Genomic DNA, 15,950 nt, shown 5'->3' with positions numbered 1-15,950 from the left:
TCTTCCCTTTCCCCGTCGGTTCAGTTTGCCGGCGGCGGCTCTCCCGATGACGCCATAAGCTGGGTGAATGTCTGCTGCTGCCCGAGCCAGGTCTGATAGTCCGCATCCTCTTCGACCACGACGGTCCCGCGCATCTGCCCATGGCCGACGCCGCAGAGCTCGGCACAGAGAATCTCGAAACTTCCCGTCCGCGTCGGCGTGAGCCAGAAATAGGTGATCATGCCGGGGATCATGTCCATCTTGGCGCGGAATTCCGGCACGTAGAAATCGTGGAGGACATCGACGGAGCGCAGCAATATGCGCACCGGCTTGCCGATCGGCAGATGCAACTCGCCGCCCTCGATGATCACGTCGTCGAGGCCGTTTGCGTCGTTCTTGTTCAGGCCGAGCGGATTGTCGGGGCTCACGTCGCGCGTCTCCGCGCGGCCGAGCTTTCCGTCCGCGCCCGGCAGGCGGAAGTTCCACAGCCACTGCTGGCTGACGACCTCGACCGGCACGGCATCGTCAGGCACCGTAATGAACTGGTTCCACACCACCAGGCCGGGCGCCAGCATCGCCGCGACACCGACCGCCGTTCCCCCCGCCAGCAGCACCTCCAGCCTGCGGTTCTCCGGCTCATAGGCTGCGCGGTTGCCGGGCCTGTGCCGGAAGCGGAAGACGCAATAGGCCATGAACGAAACCACCGCCACGAAGACGATGCCGGTGATCCAGAAGGTGATGACAAGCGTGCTGTCGATATAGTTCCAGTTGGAGGCGATCGGCGTCCACCACCACGGGCTCAGCACATGGAACAGCACGGAGCCGACAACAATCAAGACGAGAATCAGCACAACAGCCATTTCCGCCCCTCCCTGAGCAGGTCGACCGTGAAACCGCGTTCCGCAAAAATACCGGATTTACTATCGCACGAATGGAAAAGATCGGCAATTACTGCAATTTAGGCATGCCCATCCCGGCCGCCTCTCGGCCGGTCATTGGGAATATTGCTTGAGATAGGCGATGAGATTGGTGATCTCCTGCTCGTCCTTCACGCCGACGAAGGCCATCTTGGTGCCCTTCACCTTCGCTTTTGGATTGTGCAGATAGTCGCGCAGTGTCGCCTCGTCCCAGACGAGGCCGCCGTCTCCGGCCTCTTTCATCCCGGTCGAATAGGCGAAATTGGGATGGGTTCCGGCCTTTCGGCCAAACAGCTTGTTCAGCGACGGGCCGACCTTGTTCGTATCGGAATCGACGACATGACAGGTCGCACATTTCTTGAAAATGGTGGCGCCCGCCGTCGCGTCACCTTCCTGAGCTCGGGCATCAAACGACGAAACGGCGACGATGGACGCGCCGATCAACAGAACAACACGATAGGTCATGGCAAACCTCATCCTCCTCAAGGTTGCCCAATCGCCGCATCATCCACCGTCATCTTCGCGTGGATATGTTTGCGGTCACTAAAAGAGTAGTCCTTCGAGGTGGCAAGTCAACCGGGGCCAAGATCAGCCCGCATGGTTTTGTGGAGCCAGGACATTTATCGACAGTGCCCGTCAGACCCGGACATTCATAAAATTCCACCAAGTCGGCTCACACGCATGACACAGGCAATTTGCTTCGCCGCATAATGTACAAAGTCGAACTGAGGATGCCCGCCTTAAAGGTCGGCGGCGACAGCCTTTTTCAGGTCGAGCGTGAACTGGCCCCACATACCTTCGAGCGTGGTATTGGTCAGGCCCACCAGCGTGATCTTCCTTGCCGGATCGATAAACCAATGGTGGCCGTAAGCGCCGCCCCATTGCAGCGAGCCGGGGGAAACCGGCAGGCCTGCCTTTGCCGGATCGCGCACGATCGCCCAGCCGAAACCGAAGCCGAAGCCCGGCCGTGCCGGTTCGAGAAGATCGCCGATCTGGTTGGTCATCATCGCCTTGACGGTCTTTTCCGAAAGCAGCGGAGCGCCGCCCTTGCGGATGGTCTCTAGCACGGTGAACACGTCGGACGCGGTCCCTGCCATACCGCCGCCGCCGGAGTGGAAGGAGTCCGGGTTGAAGATCCGGTCCGGCACGAACGTTACCGAGCCATCGAGGGCTCGCACCCTTTCCGTCTCGCCCATCCGCTTCGGTTCCGGCGAACCGTCGGCGTAAGGTGCCGCAAGCCGGCTGCGGTCGGTGACGGTGAAGCCGGTATCGGAAAGGCCGAGCGGCCGCATCACCAGCTCGGTAACCGCCTCGCCGAGGCGTTTGCCGGTTTCCTTCTCGATGACACCGCCGATGACGTCCATGGAGACGGAATATTGCCAGCCGGTGCCGGGGGCAAAGAGCAGCGGCACGGAAGCGATGCGCCGCAGGTTCTTCGCGAGCGAGAGGCCCGGCTGATCGAGGCCGTCGGAAACGCCGGCCCGGACATAGGGACCATCTTCCAGGTGGAAACCATAGCTCAGGCCGGACGTGTGGGTGAGGAGATGGCGGATCAGGATCGCCGGTTCTGAGCCGTCTTCGAGGCGCGGCCGGAAATCCGGCAGCCATTTCGTCACCGGATCGTCGAGGCCGATGCGGCCCTGTTCGATCAGCCGCATGGCGGCGATGGTGACGATCGGCTTGGTTATCGAGGCGAGGCGAAAGATCGTGTTCTCGCTGGCTTTCAGGCCCGCTTCCCGGTCCGCCAATCCTGCGGCGCGGCGGTAGACGATTTCGCCATCCCTGGCGACCATCACGACGGTGCCGACGAGCCGTTTTGCCGCGAGGGCATCATCGATCGCCGCGTCGATCGTGGGGCAGGATATCCGGGTCGATGGCTGGATTGGCAAATTCATCGGGCAAAACCTCCGCTAAAAACACGGCTATCTAGGGTCGCCTCGGAGAGGGACGATCCTGTGAGCGATAAAAAACATCTGCCTATAGCCTGGTTGCCGGTCCCTGCCTCGTCACCGCAATGGTGTCGCTCGTGCCTGCCTGGGGGCGTCAGGATGCCGTTCCGACGTCCCGTGCGTCAAGCGAATAGGGGAACCATATCCGCGCGCTTGTGTTGTTAGAACAGCAGAAGCACAGGGAGAAAAAGATATGCGCAAGACCCTACTGGCCGCATCGGCGGTCCTGGTCGCCCTCTCGGGCGCGGCTTACGCCCAGACGACGATCGTCACCCAGGATCCGGTCACCACCAATTCGACGGTCGTCCTGCCCGGCGAAGTCCGCACCTACGTCATGGAGCAGAGCGTTCCATCAATCTCCTACGAGGGAGAGATCGCTGTCGGCGCCGCCCTGCCGGAGACGGTAGAGGTGCGCAGGGTCGAGGGTTACGACGACTACGCCTACACTGTAGTCAACGATCGACGCGTCATCGTAAATCCGCAGACCCGAACCGTCATCCAGGTTCTGGAATAATTTCATCCGGCTCTTTTCGAGCAACAAGAACCCGGCGAGCGATCGCCGGGTTTTCTGTTCGTGATATTGCGCCGCAGCATCCGACCCTCTATGGTTTGCCATCACAAGGACTCGGGTGTGACTCCCGAGTGGCTCTTCCGGCCGCCGATCCGCCGGACAACGCAAAGCATCAGCCTCATTTACGTCTGGTCACACCTGGATAATCCTCCCGGCGGATGCGATTTTTTTGCGAACTTTTTCTCATGAACAGAATTTCAGCTTACCGCCGCGAATGGTTTTCCAATATTCGCGGCGACGTTCTCTCCGGCATCGTCGTGGCGCTGGCGCTCATCCCGGAAGCCGTCGGCTTTTCGGTCATCGCTGGCGTCGATCCCAAGGTCGGCCTGTTTGCCTCCGTGGCAATCGCCTGCGTAACCGCGCTGACCGGCGGCCGCCCGGCAATGATCTCAGCCGCGACAGCAGCGACGGCCGTGCTGATGAGCCCGCTGGTTCGCGACTACGGCATCCAGTATCTGTTTGCAGCGACGATCCTGATGGGGCTGCTGCAGATCCTCGCCGGCTTCCTGAAGCTCGGGCGGCTGATGCGTTTCGTGTCGCGCTCGGTGATGACCGGTTTCGTCAATTCGCTGGCGATCCTGATCTTCGTCGCCCAGATCCCGCAGCTCATCAACGTTCCGAACGTGACTTATGTGCTGATCGCTGTGGCGCTTGCGGTCATTTACCTGTTCCCCTACGTGACGAAGGTGATCCCGTCGCCGCTGGTCGCAATCATCGTGGTGACGGTCGTGGCACTCGTCTTCGGCATTAATGTCCACACGGTCGCCGATCTCGGGGAAATGCCAACCGCGCTGCCTGCCTTCGGCTGGCCGCAGGTGCCGCTGACCTTCGAGACCCTGCAGATCATCTTTCCCTATTCGGTCGCGCTTGCGGCCGTCGGCCTCCTGGAATCCCTGCTGACGGCCCAGATCATCGATGACATGACGGATACGACAAGCAGCAAGAGCCGGGAGTGTTTCGGCCAGGGCTCGGGCAATATCGTCGCTGCGCTGTTCGGCGGCATGGGCGGCTGCGCCATGATCGGCCAGTCGGTGATCAACGTCACGTCGGGTGGGCGAGGGCGGCTTTCGACCTTCGTCGCTGGCGCTTTTCTGCTGGTGCTGCTGCTCGTGCTCGACGAGGTGCTGCGGGTGGTGCCGGTGGCCGCACTCGTGGCGGTGATGATCATGGTGTCGATCGGCACATTTTCCTGGAAGTCCGTCGTCGATATCAAGCGCCATCCCGGAACTTCGTCGATCGTCATGCTGGCGACCGTCGCAACGGTTCTTGCCACCCAGGACCTGTCGAAGGGCGTCCTTGTCGGCGTCCTGCTTTCAGGCATTTTCTTCGCCGGCAAGGTCGCCCGGCTCTTCCGCGTCCGTTCCGAGCTTTCTTCGGACGGCGAGGTTCGGACCTACCATGTGGAAGGGCAGATCTTCTTTGCCTCCGCCGAAAACCTGCTCAAGTCCTTCGACTTCGAGGAGCCTGTCGCAATGGTAATGATCGACGTCGGCGGCGCGCATCTGTGGGATATTTCCGCGGTCGGCGCGCTGGACGATGTCGTCCTCAAGTTCCGCCGCAGAGGCGTGGGCGTGACTGTGCGCGGCGCCAACGAGGCGAGTGCCGGCATGATCGATCGCTTCGCGCTGCATGACAAGGATCATGTCTCGATGGCAAATTCGTCAGCCCACTAAGGACAAGCCCCGGCAATTGCTTGCCGGGGCTTTCTGATTCAAGTCTTCGAGACCTCAGTCGTTGGCGGTGACCTTGACGCCGAGGACCTTCGGCAGCGTGTTCGGAGCGCCCATCGCGGCGCCCATGATCATCGGGAAGGGGACGGCATCGGCCGGTTCCGCGGTGATCGTGAAGCTGCCGGGCTTGTCGAGATAGGTGTTGACCGCGGCGCTCACCATGTTCTGCAGTTCCGGCACGTTGTATTGCGCCAGCATCATCGGCGTCATGCCCTTCAGCATCTGCGCCATGGCTTCGCCCGTGGTGCCCTGGCTCTTGCCGGCATAGTCGAGCGCCTTCTTGGTGATGCCGGCATCCTCGAAGCGGATCTCGGCGCTGTTGAAGGTGAGGCGCTGCATCAGGCCGAGCATCGCAAGGCCGGCTGCCTGCTGGGCTTCTTCCTTGTTCGGATTGGCTTCCATCGCCTTGGCAGTCTCGTTCGCCGCCTTGATGAAGTCGAGCGTATAGCCCGACATGCTGAAGGCGAGGTTTAATTTGCCGACCTTGGCAAAATCGAGAGCGTATTCATCGATATCGAGTGTGCCGTCCTCGAGGGTCCAGGCGCCGGACATGGCAACCTTGCCGTCAAGCGAGGTGATGCCGAGCTGCTGCAGAGTGTCCTTGGCCTGCGCATCTTCGACGAGGCTGAGGTCGCTCTTGATGCCGTTGACCTGGAGGTCGAAGCCGACGGAGGAATTGTCGTCCGCGACCTCGGTGGTGACGTTCGCCTCGTCGACCGTAAAGGCCGGTTTGCCGTCAACGGTGGCCGTTATCTTGCCGACATGGGCTTCGTCATAGAGCAGGATCGCATCGAGGCCGTCGCCGGTCGCGTTGGCCGGCACGGTGAGGCCGCTGATCGAGATATCGGAAGCGGTGAAGGTAGTCTTGTCCTCCGTGACGTTGATATTGTCGAACGTGACTTTCCCGACCGTATAGCCGCCGTTATCCTCTTCGACGCCCTCGAACTTGACGGTGCCGAGCGGCAGGCTCTGCTTGCCGGCTTCGACCAGTAACTTGGCATTGGTGAGGGTGACGTCCGAGCCGTTGACGGTTGCCTTTTCCGCCGAGAAACCGGAGCCGCCCTGGATCGAAACCGCGCTGTTGATCTTGGCGACGAGATCGTTGCCGTCGAGCGCAAACGCCGGGCCGGCGAACGTCGAAAGCGCTGCGCCGGCGAGCAGAAGCCGGGTCTTGGTGGAGTATTGCATCGGAGTTCCTCCTGGCGGGGCACGGGCCTGCCCGCGATTGTTTAGGGTTGTCGGTAGTTCGGTGTACTTGTTCGCGGCACCTTATAGGCAAGCCGGGTAAAAGGTTTATGGATGTGTTCCACATTCCTTTCGTCAAAATTGCGGCTGACGATAAAGGGTAAATCAAACACTGATTTCAGCTTGGGAAAAGCCTTCATCCACAGGCTGTCGCCGGTAGTTTCTTGCCGAGAATCGGGCTTTCCGCTAGTCAAGGCCCATGGGAAAAAATCTGACACCACCCGGCGGCGACGGCGGCGACAATATCCTGCCGGTCGATCTGAAAGCAGCGCTCGAAGAGCGTTATCTCGCCTATGCGCTTTCCACCATCATGCACCGCGCGCTGCCGGACGTGCGCGACGGCCTGAAACCCGTCCACCGCCGCATCGTCTACGCGATGAGCGAGATGGGCCTGCGCCCCAACGCCGCCTTCCGCAAATGCGCAAAGATCGTCGGCGAGGTGATGGGTAATTTCCATCCGCACGGCGACCAGTCGATCTATGACGCGCTGGCGCGCCTCGCGCAAGATTTCTCGCAGCGTTATCCGCTCGTCAACGGCCAGGGCAATTTTGGCAATATCGACGGCGATAGCCCCGCCGCGATGCGTTATACCGAGAGCAAGATGACGGCGGTTTCCGAACTGCTGCTCGAAGGCATCGACCAGGACGCGGTGGATTTCCGCGACACCTACGACGAATCGAATTCCGAACCGGTCGTGCTTCCCGGCGCCTTCCCGAACCTGCTCGCCAACGGCACCTCCGGCATCGCGGTCGGCATGGCGACGTCGATCCCGCCGCACAACGTTCATGAGTTGTGCGATGCGGCACTGCACCTGATCAAGCATCCGACGGCATCAGTCGAAGACCTGATGGCGGATCCGGCCGAGCCGGCCAAGGGCGGTATCGAAGGCCCCGATCTTCCGACCGGCGGCATCATCATCGACAGCCGGGAATCGATCGTCGAGGCTTACAAGACCGGTCGCGGCGGTTTCCGCGTCCGTGCCCGCTGGGTGATCGAGGATCTCGGTCGCGGCGGTTACCAGATCGTCGTCACCGAAATTCCGTTCCAGGTGCAGAAGTCTCGCCTGATCGAAAAGATCGCCGAGCTGCTGCTCGCCCGCAAGCTGCCGCTGCTCGAAGACGTGCGCGACGAATCGGCCGAAGACGTGCGCGTCGTGCTGGTGCCGAAGAGCCGCACGGTGGATGCGACGCTGCTGATGGAATCGCTGTTCAAGCTGTCCGAGCTGGAAACCCGCCTGCCGCTCAACATGAACGTGCTCTCGATGGGCCGCGTGCCCAAGGTGATGGCGCTCAATGAAGTGCTGCTGGAATGGCTGGCGCACCGCCGCGAGGTGCTGGTCCGCCGCTCGCGCTTCCGGCTGGCGGCGATCGACAGGCGCCTGGAAATCCTCGGCGGCCTCTTGATCGCCTACCTCAATATCGACGAGGTGATCCGCATCATCCGCGAGGAGGACGAGCCGAAGCCTGTCATGATGGAGCGCTGGTCGCTCACCGACATTCAGGTCGAGGCGATCCTCAACATGCGGCTACGCGCCTTGCGCAAGCTCGAAGAATTCGAGATCCGCACCGAGCATGAGAACCTTACCAAGGAGAAGGCGGATATCGAATCGCTGCTCGCCTCCGAGGACAAGCAATGGCGGGTGATCGAGCACGAGATCCAGGACGTCCGCAAGAATTTCGCCAAGGGCCGGGGCAAGCCCTATGCGCGCCTGACGACTTTCGCCGATGCGCCGGATGCCGATATCGACGCGATCAACCAGGCGATGATCGAGAAGGAGCCGATCACCGTCGTCGTTTCCCAGAAGGGCTGGATTCGCGCGCTGAAGGGCCACATCTCGGATACCTCGACGCTCACCTTCAAGGAAGGCGACGGGCCCAAGATCGCGTTCACGGCGCAGACGACGGACAAGCTGCTGCTCGTCACCACGGGCGGCAAGGTTTATACGCTCGGTGCCGACAAGCTGCCGGGCGGCCGCGGCCATGGGGAGCCGATCCGCATCATCGTCGACATGGAGAACGACCAGGACATCCTGACCGCCTTCGTCCACGATCCGCAACGCAAGCTGATCATCGCCTCGACGGCCGGCAACGGCTTCGTCGTTGCTGAAAGCGAGATGATCGCCAATACCCGCAAGGGCAAGCAGATCATGAACGTCGCGATGCCCGACGAGACGAAGCTGGTCGTACCGGTGTCGGGCGACCACGTCGCGGTCGTCGGCGAGAACCGCAAGCTGCTGGTCTTCCCGCTGGCCCAGCTGCCGGAAATGACCCGCGGCAAGGGCGTGCGCCTGCAGCGCTACAAGGACGGCGGCATTTCGGACATCCGCTGCTTCACCATGGCCGACGGCCTTTCCTGGGAAGACAGCGCCGGCCGCTCCTTCACCCGCAACAAGGACGAACTGCTGGAATGGATCGCCGACCGCGCCACCGCCGGCCGCGCCGTTCCGAAGGGCTTTCCGCGGAGTGGGAAGTTTGCGGGGTGATCAGGGGAGGGGAACGGTGAGATCGCGCAGGAAGCGTGTCGCACCTTCTTCATCGATCTCGCCTGCTGCAACTGCGAGTACGAATTTATAAAGAATGGTCTCATCAGTTTCGATGAGATAACCGTTATCCATGAGAAACACACCCGCGGCGACGATGGCGATCCGTTTATTGCCATCGACAAAGGCGTGATTCATGGCTAGGCCGAAAAGATACGCGGCGGCCAGTTCGATTAGGTCATTGCAACCATAGGCAACCTTGTTGAGGGGGCGCATCAAAGCAGATTCCAAGGCACTTGCGTCACGCAAGCCGTAAGAGCCGCCGAATTTTTCGATCTGCCTTCGATGCAGATGCTCGACAACCGGCCGCGACAGGAAATTGAACGGCATTATTCAGCCAATTTCTTGAGCGCGACCTTGTATTTATCCATGAAGCGTTCTGCGTGCTCGAGCTGACGTGCAAAATCGTCGTCGATCGGTTTCAGAACCAGCTGCCCTGCTTCTTCGGCCAAATTCACATTGTCTCCCGCCTTCAGGCCCATGCGGTCCAGAATTTCCTTCGGGATGATGATTCCTTCGGAATTGCCGATTTTACGAATGGCGACGTTCATAGCTCAATCCTGATGTTGCAACGTTGTTATAACATGGACGCCGCTTTTTGAATAGCTGAAACTCACGCCGCCTTGGCCCGCATCCGCTCCGCCCGCCGCATCTGCCACGCGGAATAACCGATCAGCGCCAGCACGAGGATCGAGCCGCCGAGCAGGGTACGGGCGGAAGGGACTTCGGTAAAAATCAGCCAGACCCAGATCGGTGCGAGGATGGTTTCGAGCAGGTAGAACATGCCGACTTCGGGGCCGGAGAGATATTTCGGGCCGGTCGCCAGGCACCAGAAGGCGAGCGGCATCATGATCGCGCCGTCGAACACCACCCAGATGGGGTCCGCGACCGAAAAGCCGCCCGTGCCGGCAAGGGCGGATGCGCCGACGAAGGAAAGTCCGATCGTTGCCGGAATGATGGTCGCGACCAGCGGCACGAAGCCCATGTCGATACGCGCTACCCGGCTGAATGTGATTGCTAAAGCCAGCAGGAACGAGGCCGTTGCCGCCAGGATATCGCCGAGGAGATGGCCGCCCGTAAGGCCGCCCGAGACGATCAGGCCGACGCCGAAAAACATCACCAGCATGGTGACGAGCGTAGAAGGTGAGGGGCGCTCCTTCAGGACCAGCCAGCCGAGAATGGCGGCGCACATCGGCGTGAAGGCGACGATGAAGACGACATTGGCAGTCGCCGTGTTGAAGACGGCGCCGAGGAAGGCGATCGTCGAAATGCCGTAACAGAAGCCTGCGGCAAGGCCCGCCTTGCCGGGGATCAGCACCGGGCGGCTGGTGCCGAAGCGGCGGACGAGCAGCCACAGGACGATAGCGGCGACAAAGGTCGCCGTGCTCCGCAGCGCCACCGTCGACCACATCTCGCCATGCCCGAGACGCACGAGCGGCACGTCGAAGGAGAGCGCAAGGCCGCCGATAGCGGTGAGCACGAGGCCCTTTTTATGATCATTCATGGGGATGATTTCAGATGTCCGTGGCGGGATCGAAGATTTCCCAGCCGCGCGGGGTCAGGTGTTCCTGGGGCAGGAAGCGGGTCTTGTAGCCCATCTTCGCCGAACCTTTCACCCAATAACCGAGATAGACGTGCGGTAGGCCGAGCGTCCTGGTACGGGCGATATGGTCGAGGATCATGAACGTGCCGAGCGAGCGCTTTTCATACTCGGGATTGAAGAAGGAATAGACCATCGACAGGCCGTCGCTCATCATGTCGGTGAGCGCAACGGCAAGCAGTTCGCCCTTCGGCTCGGCGCTGATGCCGGAGCCAGGCTCGCGGCGGCGGTACTCGATGATCCGGGTGTTGACATGCGTGTCCTCGACCATGATCGCATAATCGAGCGCCGACATGTCCGACATGCCGCCCCGCTGATGGCGGTCGTCGAGATAGCGGCGGAAGAGCGAGAACTGTTCGGTCGAGGGCTGCGCGGGGTAGACCGTGGCGATCACGTCGCGATTGGTGGCGAGAACCCGTTTCATCGAGCGCACGGGCTCGAATTCGTGAGCGAGGATGCGCACGGAAATGCACGCGCGGCATGATTCGCAGGCCGGCCGATAGGCGATGTTCTGCGAACGGCGGAAACCGCCCTGGGTCAGTAGGTCGTTCATCTCGGCGGCGCGAGAGCCCACCAGGTGAGTGAAGACCTTTCGCTCCATTTCACCCGAGAGATAGGGACAAACTGCCGGGGCCGTCAGGTAGAACTGCGGTGAGGGCGTTGCCTGGGTGTTCATTGCGTCGTGGCAGTCCGGTCTCTATGATCGTAAATGTCATACCATGGCGCATAAAAGTAAAACGTCAACCACATGCTGCGACGCGCAGCCGGCTTGTACCATAAACTTTTGGCCAGTAGCGTGATCGTCACGAGGTGCGCACGACGACCGTGCCGAGCAACAGGTCGTGCACGAGGCGCGAACGCTCGATGAACAAACCTGCGAGCAGGATGAGCGGCGTCAGCACCGAATTGATGATCCAGAAGATCACCGTATGGGCCATGGCGGTGAGGAAATCCATCCGCCGACCGTCGAGCCGCACCATGGCGAGCCCCATGGCGCGCATGCCGGGCGAGGCCTGGGCCGCGCCGCCGAGCGTCATCCCGAAATAGAGAAGCGCGACGATCACGAACAGGACCGGATAGAGCATGAAGCCGAGGCCGAGCGTGATGATGCCGAGGAAGAACACGACAACCGCGGCCGGAATACACAGCAGGAGCACGATCACGTAGTCGATGATGAAGGCGAACACCCGGCGCGAAAGAACGCCGCTATAGGCGCGCCAATCGTCCGGTGCGGCATAAGTCGGGTTCGGGTCGAGGCTCATCGTTCAACATCTCCTGTTTCTCGCACATTGATATGGGAAGAAACCGCCTCGGCAACAAGACTTATCCGTTTTTCGCCAGCTTCTTCGCCACGTCCATCGCAAAATAGGAGAGAATGCCATCGCAGCCGGCGCGTTTGAAGCAGAGCAGCGTTTCCATCATGATCCGGTCGCCGTCGATCCAGCCGTTCATCGCCGCGGCCTTGATCTGGGTGTATTCGCCGGAGACCTGGTAGGCGAAGACGGGCAGGCCGAACGCCTCCTTGATGCGCCAGCAGATGTCGAGATAGGCGATGCCGGGCTTGACCATCAGCATGTCGGCGCCTTCCTCGACGTCGAGAGCCGCGTCGCGGAGAGCTTCGGTGCCGTTGGCCGGCGAGATGTAATAGCTGTTCTTGTCGCCCTTCAAGAGGCCGCTGGTGTTGATTGCCTCGCGATAGGGGCCGTAGAAGCCGGACGAGAATTTCGTCGCATAGGACATGATGCCGACATCCTGGTGGCCGGCGGCGTCGAGCCCGCGGCGGATGGCGCCGATACGACCGTCCATCATTTCCGACGGCGCGATGATGTCGGCGCCGGCATCGGCCTGCATGACGGCGGCGCGGACGATCTGGTCGACCGTCTCGTCGTTGACGATGATACCGTCGCGCAGGATCCCGTCATGGCCGTGGCTGGTGAACGGATCGAGCGCCACGTCGGTGATGATGCCGATATTCGGCACGGCCTTCTTGAAGGCGGCAGTCGCCTGGTTGATCAGGTTGTTGGCGACGAGGCTGTTGGAGCCGGTCTCGTCGCGCAACTCTATCTCTATGTCCGGGAAGGTGGCGATCGCCGGAATGCCGAGATCGGCCGCCTCCTTCACCGCCTCGACCGCCTTGTCGACGCTCATCCGGTTGACGCCCGGCATGGCGGCGATCGGATCGACGATGCCGGTGCCGGGCACGATGAAGATCGGCCAGATCAGGTCGTCCACCGTCAGCCGGTTCTCCTGCACGAGCCGGCGCGTCCAGTCGGCCTTGCGGTTGCGCCGCATACGGCGATGGCCGGTGATCTCGTCGACCAGATGCGTCTTGTCCATGGGGCTGCGTCTCCAACTTCTCTTCCGGTGTGCGCGTCATTATCATGCAGCACGCCATTTGCGAATGGGAACGATCGCCGCAGTTGAGTGCGGGGCTAGGCAGTGGACCCAGACGGTCTATTTCTTTTGATTGCCCGCAAAAGCGGCCGTCAAGCCAAGGCCGATATAGACGAAACCACTAACCCAGCGTTCAGCCTTGAGATAGACGGGACTACGCTTTAGCCAGTTGCCGGCCGTGCCGGCAGCAAGCGCATAGGCACCGTCCGTCAGAATGCCAATCGCTGTGAAGAGAATCCCGAGAAAAACGATCTGCATTACCACATGGCCACGGTCGACCTCAACGAACTGTGGCAGGAAGGCCAGAAAGAACAGCGCGGTCTTCGGATTGAGGAGGTTGACTATAAAGCCCTCACAAAAGAGCCGCATACGGCTGCGCGTCGGTAAACCGCTCTCGATGTCGGGAATGTCCGACGGGCCGAAGAGCTTCTTGAGGCCAAGCCAAATCAGGTAGGCCGCGCCGGCATACTTCACTATGCTGAAGGCGAGCGCAGACGATGCCAGGAGCGCCGACAACCCCACAGCGGCGGCGGCGACATGAACCAGTGTGGCCGTGTGGATGCCAAGGATTGAAACGAGGCCGGCAGAGCGGCCCTGCTCGACCGAGCGCGCGAAGATGTAAAGGACTGCTGGTCCCGGTACGAGAAGCAGCACGAGCGTGGCGCTGACGAACAGGCTGAGATTCGTTGCGCTGGGAATTGCCAAATCCATGATTGTCTTGCTCCGTCTCCTATTACGGTAACGATAGCATTGGGCTGCGCCCAAGGGGAGATAAACTTGCGGTGTCCAAGCTGAAGCATTTCCGCGACGTTCCCACCCGATATGACAAGCCCGCCGCCAACTTCCTCGCTATGGTCTCGCCTCAATGAGGCTTGGGCACCTAGATCCAGAGATCGTTCCGAGCGGTACGTTCGCCGCCCTCGTTGCCGGTGTTCAAAACGCCACGCGGCTCGATAACCATCATCTTCACTTCCTTTTCGGCGAACGGCTTGTGCTGCACGCCCTTCGGCACGACGAACATTTCGCCCGGGCCGATGTGAACGCTGCCATCGCGGAAGTCGATCCGTAACTGGCCTTCGATGACGATGAAGGCTTCATCCGTTTCCGGATGATCGTGCCATATGAAATCGCCTTCAATGCGGACGAGCTTGAACTGGTAGTCGTTCATTTCGGCGACGACGCGCTGCTGCCAGAGATCGGGTATCCGGGCCAGCTTCTCGGCGAGGTTTATCGGCGTATGTGAAAAGTTCCGATCGGTCATGTCGTCTCCTTTGATTGGAGGCAAGACCCTATCAGGACGAGCCACGGGGCTCTTGAACGATCGTGCAGGCGAGAGGCCGGTACTGGCGGTCGGCGGCCGTGGCGGCTAGTGTAGTCCCATGGAACCCGATTCACTCACGGTGCCGAAGCGCACGCTGACCGAAATTCTCTACGTGGTCTTCCTCAGGCTGGTCGCGGTCGCCTGTTTCTGGTTCGGCCTGCAATATTGGGCGATGCTGGTCGGCTATTCGCTGAAGGGTATGGCCCGCTTCGATCTGTTGTCACTTCCCTGGAAGGTGGCGGCGTCTTCGCTTGCCGTGCTGTTTCCGGTCGCCTCGCTCGGCCTCTGGCTCACCGTGTCCTGGGGCCCCGTGCTCTGGGCGATTGCCGCAATCTCGCAAGTGTCGATGTATATCGTCTGGCCGGAGATCTTCGGACACAACCGTCTCGTTCCCCTCATGCACGGCCTCGTCGCCGCGCTTTACGTCGTATTTCGGCTCTCCTTATGGATCGAGGCGCGTCGCAAGGCGGAGCGGGTAAGGATTGATTCACCCTGAAATTAAAGCTTTGACGGCCGGATTTGACCGAAAATTCCATGCTAAGTCATTGATTTATTTTAAATCTGCGTGGTGGCGGTTCCAGTCGGTGACGTGTCGAAGGAATTCAACGGAACGCGTTAAGCACTTGTTAAGCCTATGTTTTAAGTCGAATTTTATGCGTATTGGATAGTGTCTGTCTCAAGGCGGGAAGAAACAAACACCGCCAAACAAAACAGGATGAGGCAGTCATGATGAACACGAAACTGAAGCCGCAGGCGGCACCGGCAGTAGCAGATCCGCATGAAGACACCATTCGCGCCCTCTACATGGAGTCGCTGCATCTGGTCGAGCGCCTGCACCGCCGCCTTCTCGATGTGATCAAGGACGAGTTCGACCGCCAGGGTCGCGACGACGTCAACGCCGTCCAGGCGCTCCTGCTGTTCAACATCGGCAATTCGGAACTGACGGCCGGCGAACTGCGCTCCCGCGGTTACTACCTCGGCTCCAACGTCTCCTACAACGTCAAGAAGCTGGTCGATCTCGGCTTCATCAACCACCAGCGCTCGCGCATCGACCGCCGCTCGGTCCGTATCAGCCTGACGCCGGAAGGCCAGGAGATCGCCGAGGCCGTCGGCAAGCTCTACGAACGCCATATCGGCTCGATCGAAAAGGTCGGCGGCATCGGCGAGGGCGAGTTCTCCCAGATGAACAAGCTGCTCCAGCGCCTCGACCGCTTCTGGAACGACCAGATCCTTTACCGCCTTTGATCCACCGGGGGCTTGCGAAACACTCCATTACCTCCAGTCATGCGGTGCTACGCAAAAGCGTAACGGGGTGTCGAAAGACGCACCGTTACGCTCGTTTGCGCGCCGGCTGGGTAGCCGCCTCTGGCGGATAGGGGTTATCGCTGGGCCAGCAGGGCGCGGCCGGCGTTTCTGATGGTGAGTGCCGGAGTCCGCCATCTGCGCAATCAAACCGGCGGACATCGCCGCTGCGAGTGTCTCTGTATAGTCTTCGCCCTGGAGGCCGTGCTTTTTGCAGTAATTCTGGACGGCTCCCCGTGTGGAGGTCGGCGAGACGCCAAACTTGTTGTTCTGGAAAGCATTGACAATAATTTGGTACTTTTCGTCCAGGGTCACGGTAGCTCTCCAATGGGTGATGTACGGGGTGCCTACCAGTATGGAGCCCGGGTAGATAGACAAATTCTGCCATGAGCGTCGGAAATAC

General features: G+C 60.8%; 17 protein-coding genes and 1 other annotated feature. Of the genes, 5 read left to right on the top strand and 12 right to left on the bottom strand.

Annotated features, from left to right (window positions below; translation table 11 throughout):
• Window positions 1-20: 20 nt before the first annotated feature.
• The 3 genes from ABCW43_RS04430 to ABCW43_RS04420 form a co-directional block, all read right to left on the bottom strand.
• Window positions 21-839 carry a cytochrome c oxidase subunit II gene (locus tag ABCW43_RS04430; protein ID WP_345922267.1) on the bottom strand — a complete coding sequence of 273 codons (819 nt, stop codon included), beginning with the start codon at window positions 837-839 and terminating at the stop codon, window positions 21-23.
• Between the two features lie 132 nt (window positions 840-971).
• Complete coding sequence (locus tag ABCW43_RS04425; RefSeq protein WP_345922266.1) at window positions 972-1,361, bottom strand: c-type cytochrome; 390 nt, start codon at window positions 1,359-1,361, stop codon at window positions 972-974.
• Window positions 1,362-1,636: 275 nt separating this feature from the next.
• Window positions 1,637-2,791 carry a serine hydrolase domain-containing protein gene (locus ABCW43_RS04420; RefSeq protein WP_345922265.1) on the bottom strand — a complete coding sequence of 385 codons (1,155 nt, stop codon included), beginning with the start codon at window positions 2,789-2,791 and terminating at the stop codon, window positions 1,637-1,639.
• Between the two features lie 247 nt (window positions 2,792-3,038).
• Here ABCW43_RS04420 and ABCW43_RS04415 point away from each other — a divergent pair, with 247 nt between their 5' ends.
• Together ABCW43_RS04415 and ABCW43_RS04410 are read left to right on the top strand one after the other, a co-directional pair.
• Entirely contained in the window at window positions 3,039-3,359 is a 321-nt protein-coding gene (locus ABCW43_RS04415; RefSeq protein WP_345922264.1) for a DUF1236 domain-containing protein, read from the top strand.
• Between the two features lie 104 nt (window positions 3,360-3,463).
• Window positions 3,464-3,521, top strand: a sequence feature (sul1 is cis-regulatory element that is thought to sense ions involved in sulfur or methionine metabolism; They are found in Alphaproteobacteria).
• An 80-nt stretch (window positions 3,522-3,601) separates the two neighbouring features.
• Complete coding sequence (locus ABCW43_RS04410; RefSeq protein ID WP_345922263.1) at window positions 3,602-5,089, top strand: SulP family inorganic anion transporter; 1,488 nt, start codon at window positions 3,602-3,604, stop codon at window positions 5,087-5,089.
• A gap of 54 nt (window positions 5,090-5,143) precedes the next feature.
• On the opposite strand, the gene ABCW43_RS04405 is transcribed toward ABCW43_RS04410, so the two are convergent.
• A complete protein-coding gene (locus ABCW43_RS04405; RefSeq protein WP_345922262.1) occupies window positions 5,144-6,334 on the bottom strand; it encodes an aq_1923 C-terminal domain in 1,191 nt (396 codons plus the stop codon).
• Between the two features lie 256 nt (window positions 6,335-6,590).
• On the opposite strand from ABCW43_RS04405, the gene parC reads away from it, so the two are divergent.
• Window positions 6,591-8,873 carry a DNA topoisomerase IV subunit A gene (gene parC / locus ABCW43_RS04400; protein ID WP_345922261.1) on the top strand — a complete coding sequence of 761 codons (2,283 nt, stop codon included), beginning with the start codon at window positions 6,591-6,593 and terminating at the stop codon, window positions 8,871-8,873.
• On the opposite strand, the gene ABCW43_RS04395 is transcribed toward parC, so the two are convergent.
• From ABCW43_RS04395 to ABCW43_RS04360, 8 genes are all read right to left on the bottom strand, one after another.
• A complete protein-coding gene (locus tag ABCW43_RS04395; protein WP_345922260.1) occupies window positions 8,874-9,260 on the bottom strand; it encodes a type II toxin-antitoxin system death-on-curing family toxin in 387 nt (128 codons plus the stop codon).
• The gene (locus ABCW43_RS04390; protein WP_345922259.1) at window positions 9,260-9,481 is read right to left on the bottom strand and encodes an AbrB/MazE/SpoVT family DNA-binding domain-containing protein; all 222 of its coding nucleotides are present in this window, start codon (window positions 9,479-9,481) and stop codon (window positions 9,260-9,262) included. Before ABCW43_RS04390 ends, ABCW43_RS04395 begins: the two co-directional genes overlap by 1 nt.
• 62 nt (window positions 9,482-9,543) lie before the next feature.
• A complete protein-coding gene (locus ABCW43_RS04385; protein WP_345922258.1) occupies window positions 9,544-10,434 on the bottom strand; it encodes a DMT family transporter in 891 nt (296 codons plus the stop codon).
• Between the two features lie 10 nt (window positions 10,435-10,444).
• Window positions 10,445-11,206, bottom strand: coding sequence for an arginyltransferase (locus ABCW43_RS04380; protein ID WP_306865201.1), 762 nt, complete (start codon window positions 11,204-11,206; stop codon window positions 10,445-10,447).
• 127 nt (window positions 11,207-11,333) lie between these two features.
• The gene (locus tag ABCW43_RS04375) at window positions 11,334-11,792 is read right to left on the bottom strand and encodes an RDD family protein (protein WP_306865203.1); all 459 of its coding nucleotides are present in this window, start codon (window positions 11,790-11,792) and stop codon (window positions 11,334-11,336) included.
• Between the two features lie 61 nt (window positions 11,793-11,853).
• Window positions 11,854-12,867 (bottom strand): porphobilinogen synthase, encoded by a 1,014-nt coding sequence (hemB, locus tag ABCW43_RS04370; protein WP_345922257.1) that lies wholly within the window; start codon window positions 12,865-12,867, stop codon window positions 11,854-11,856.
• Between the two features lie 117 nt (window positions 12,868-12,984).
• On the bottom strand, window positions 12,985-13,635 hold the full coding sequence (locus ABCW43_RS04365) for a LysE family translocator (protein ID WP_345922256.1): 651 nt from the start codon (window positions 13,633-13,635) through the stop codon (window positions 12,985-12,987).
• A gap of 169 nt (window positions 13,636-13,804) precedes the next feature.
• Window positions 13,805-14,185, bottom strand: a complete 381-nt coding sequence (locus ABCW43_RS04360) for a cupin domain-containing protein (RefSeq protein ID WP_345922255.1) — start codon at window positions 14,183-14,185, stop codon at window positions 13,805-13,807.
• Window positions 14,186-14,303: 118 nt separating this feature from the next.
• On the opposite strand from ABCW43_RS04360, the gene ABCW43_RS04355 reads away from it, so the two are divergent.
• Both ABCW43_RS04355 and ldtR read left to right on the top strand, forming a co-directional pair.
• Entirely contained in the window at window positions 14,304-14,741 is a 438-nt protein-coding gene (locus ABCW43_RS04355; protein WP_345922254.1) for a DUF6163 family protein, read from the top strand.
• Window positions 14,742-14,974: 233 nt separating this feature from the next.
• The gene (gene ldtR, locus ABCW43_RS04350; protein ID WP_037081118.1) at window positions 14,975-15,490 is read left to right on the top strand and encodes a transcriptional regulator LdtR; all 516 of its coding nucleotides are present in this window, start codon (window positions 14,975-14,977) and stop codon (window positions 15,488-15,490) included.
• Window positions 15,491-15,950: the final 460 nt, after the last annotated feature.

The organism is Neorhizobium tunisiense (genome assembly GCF_039631515.1).
GTDB lineage: Bacteria > Pseudomonadota > Alphaproteobacteria > Rhizobiales > Rhizobiaceae > Neorhizobium.
Note: the sequence above shows the minus strand (reverse complement) of the source record. Positions and strands in the feature narration are given on the sequence as shown.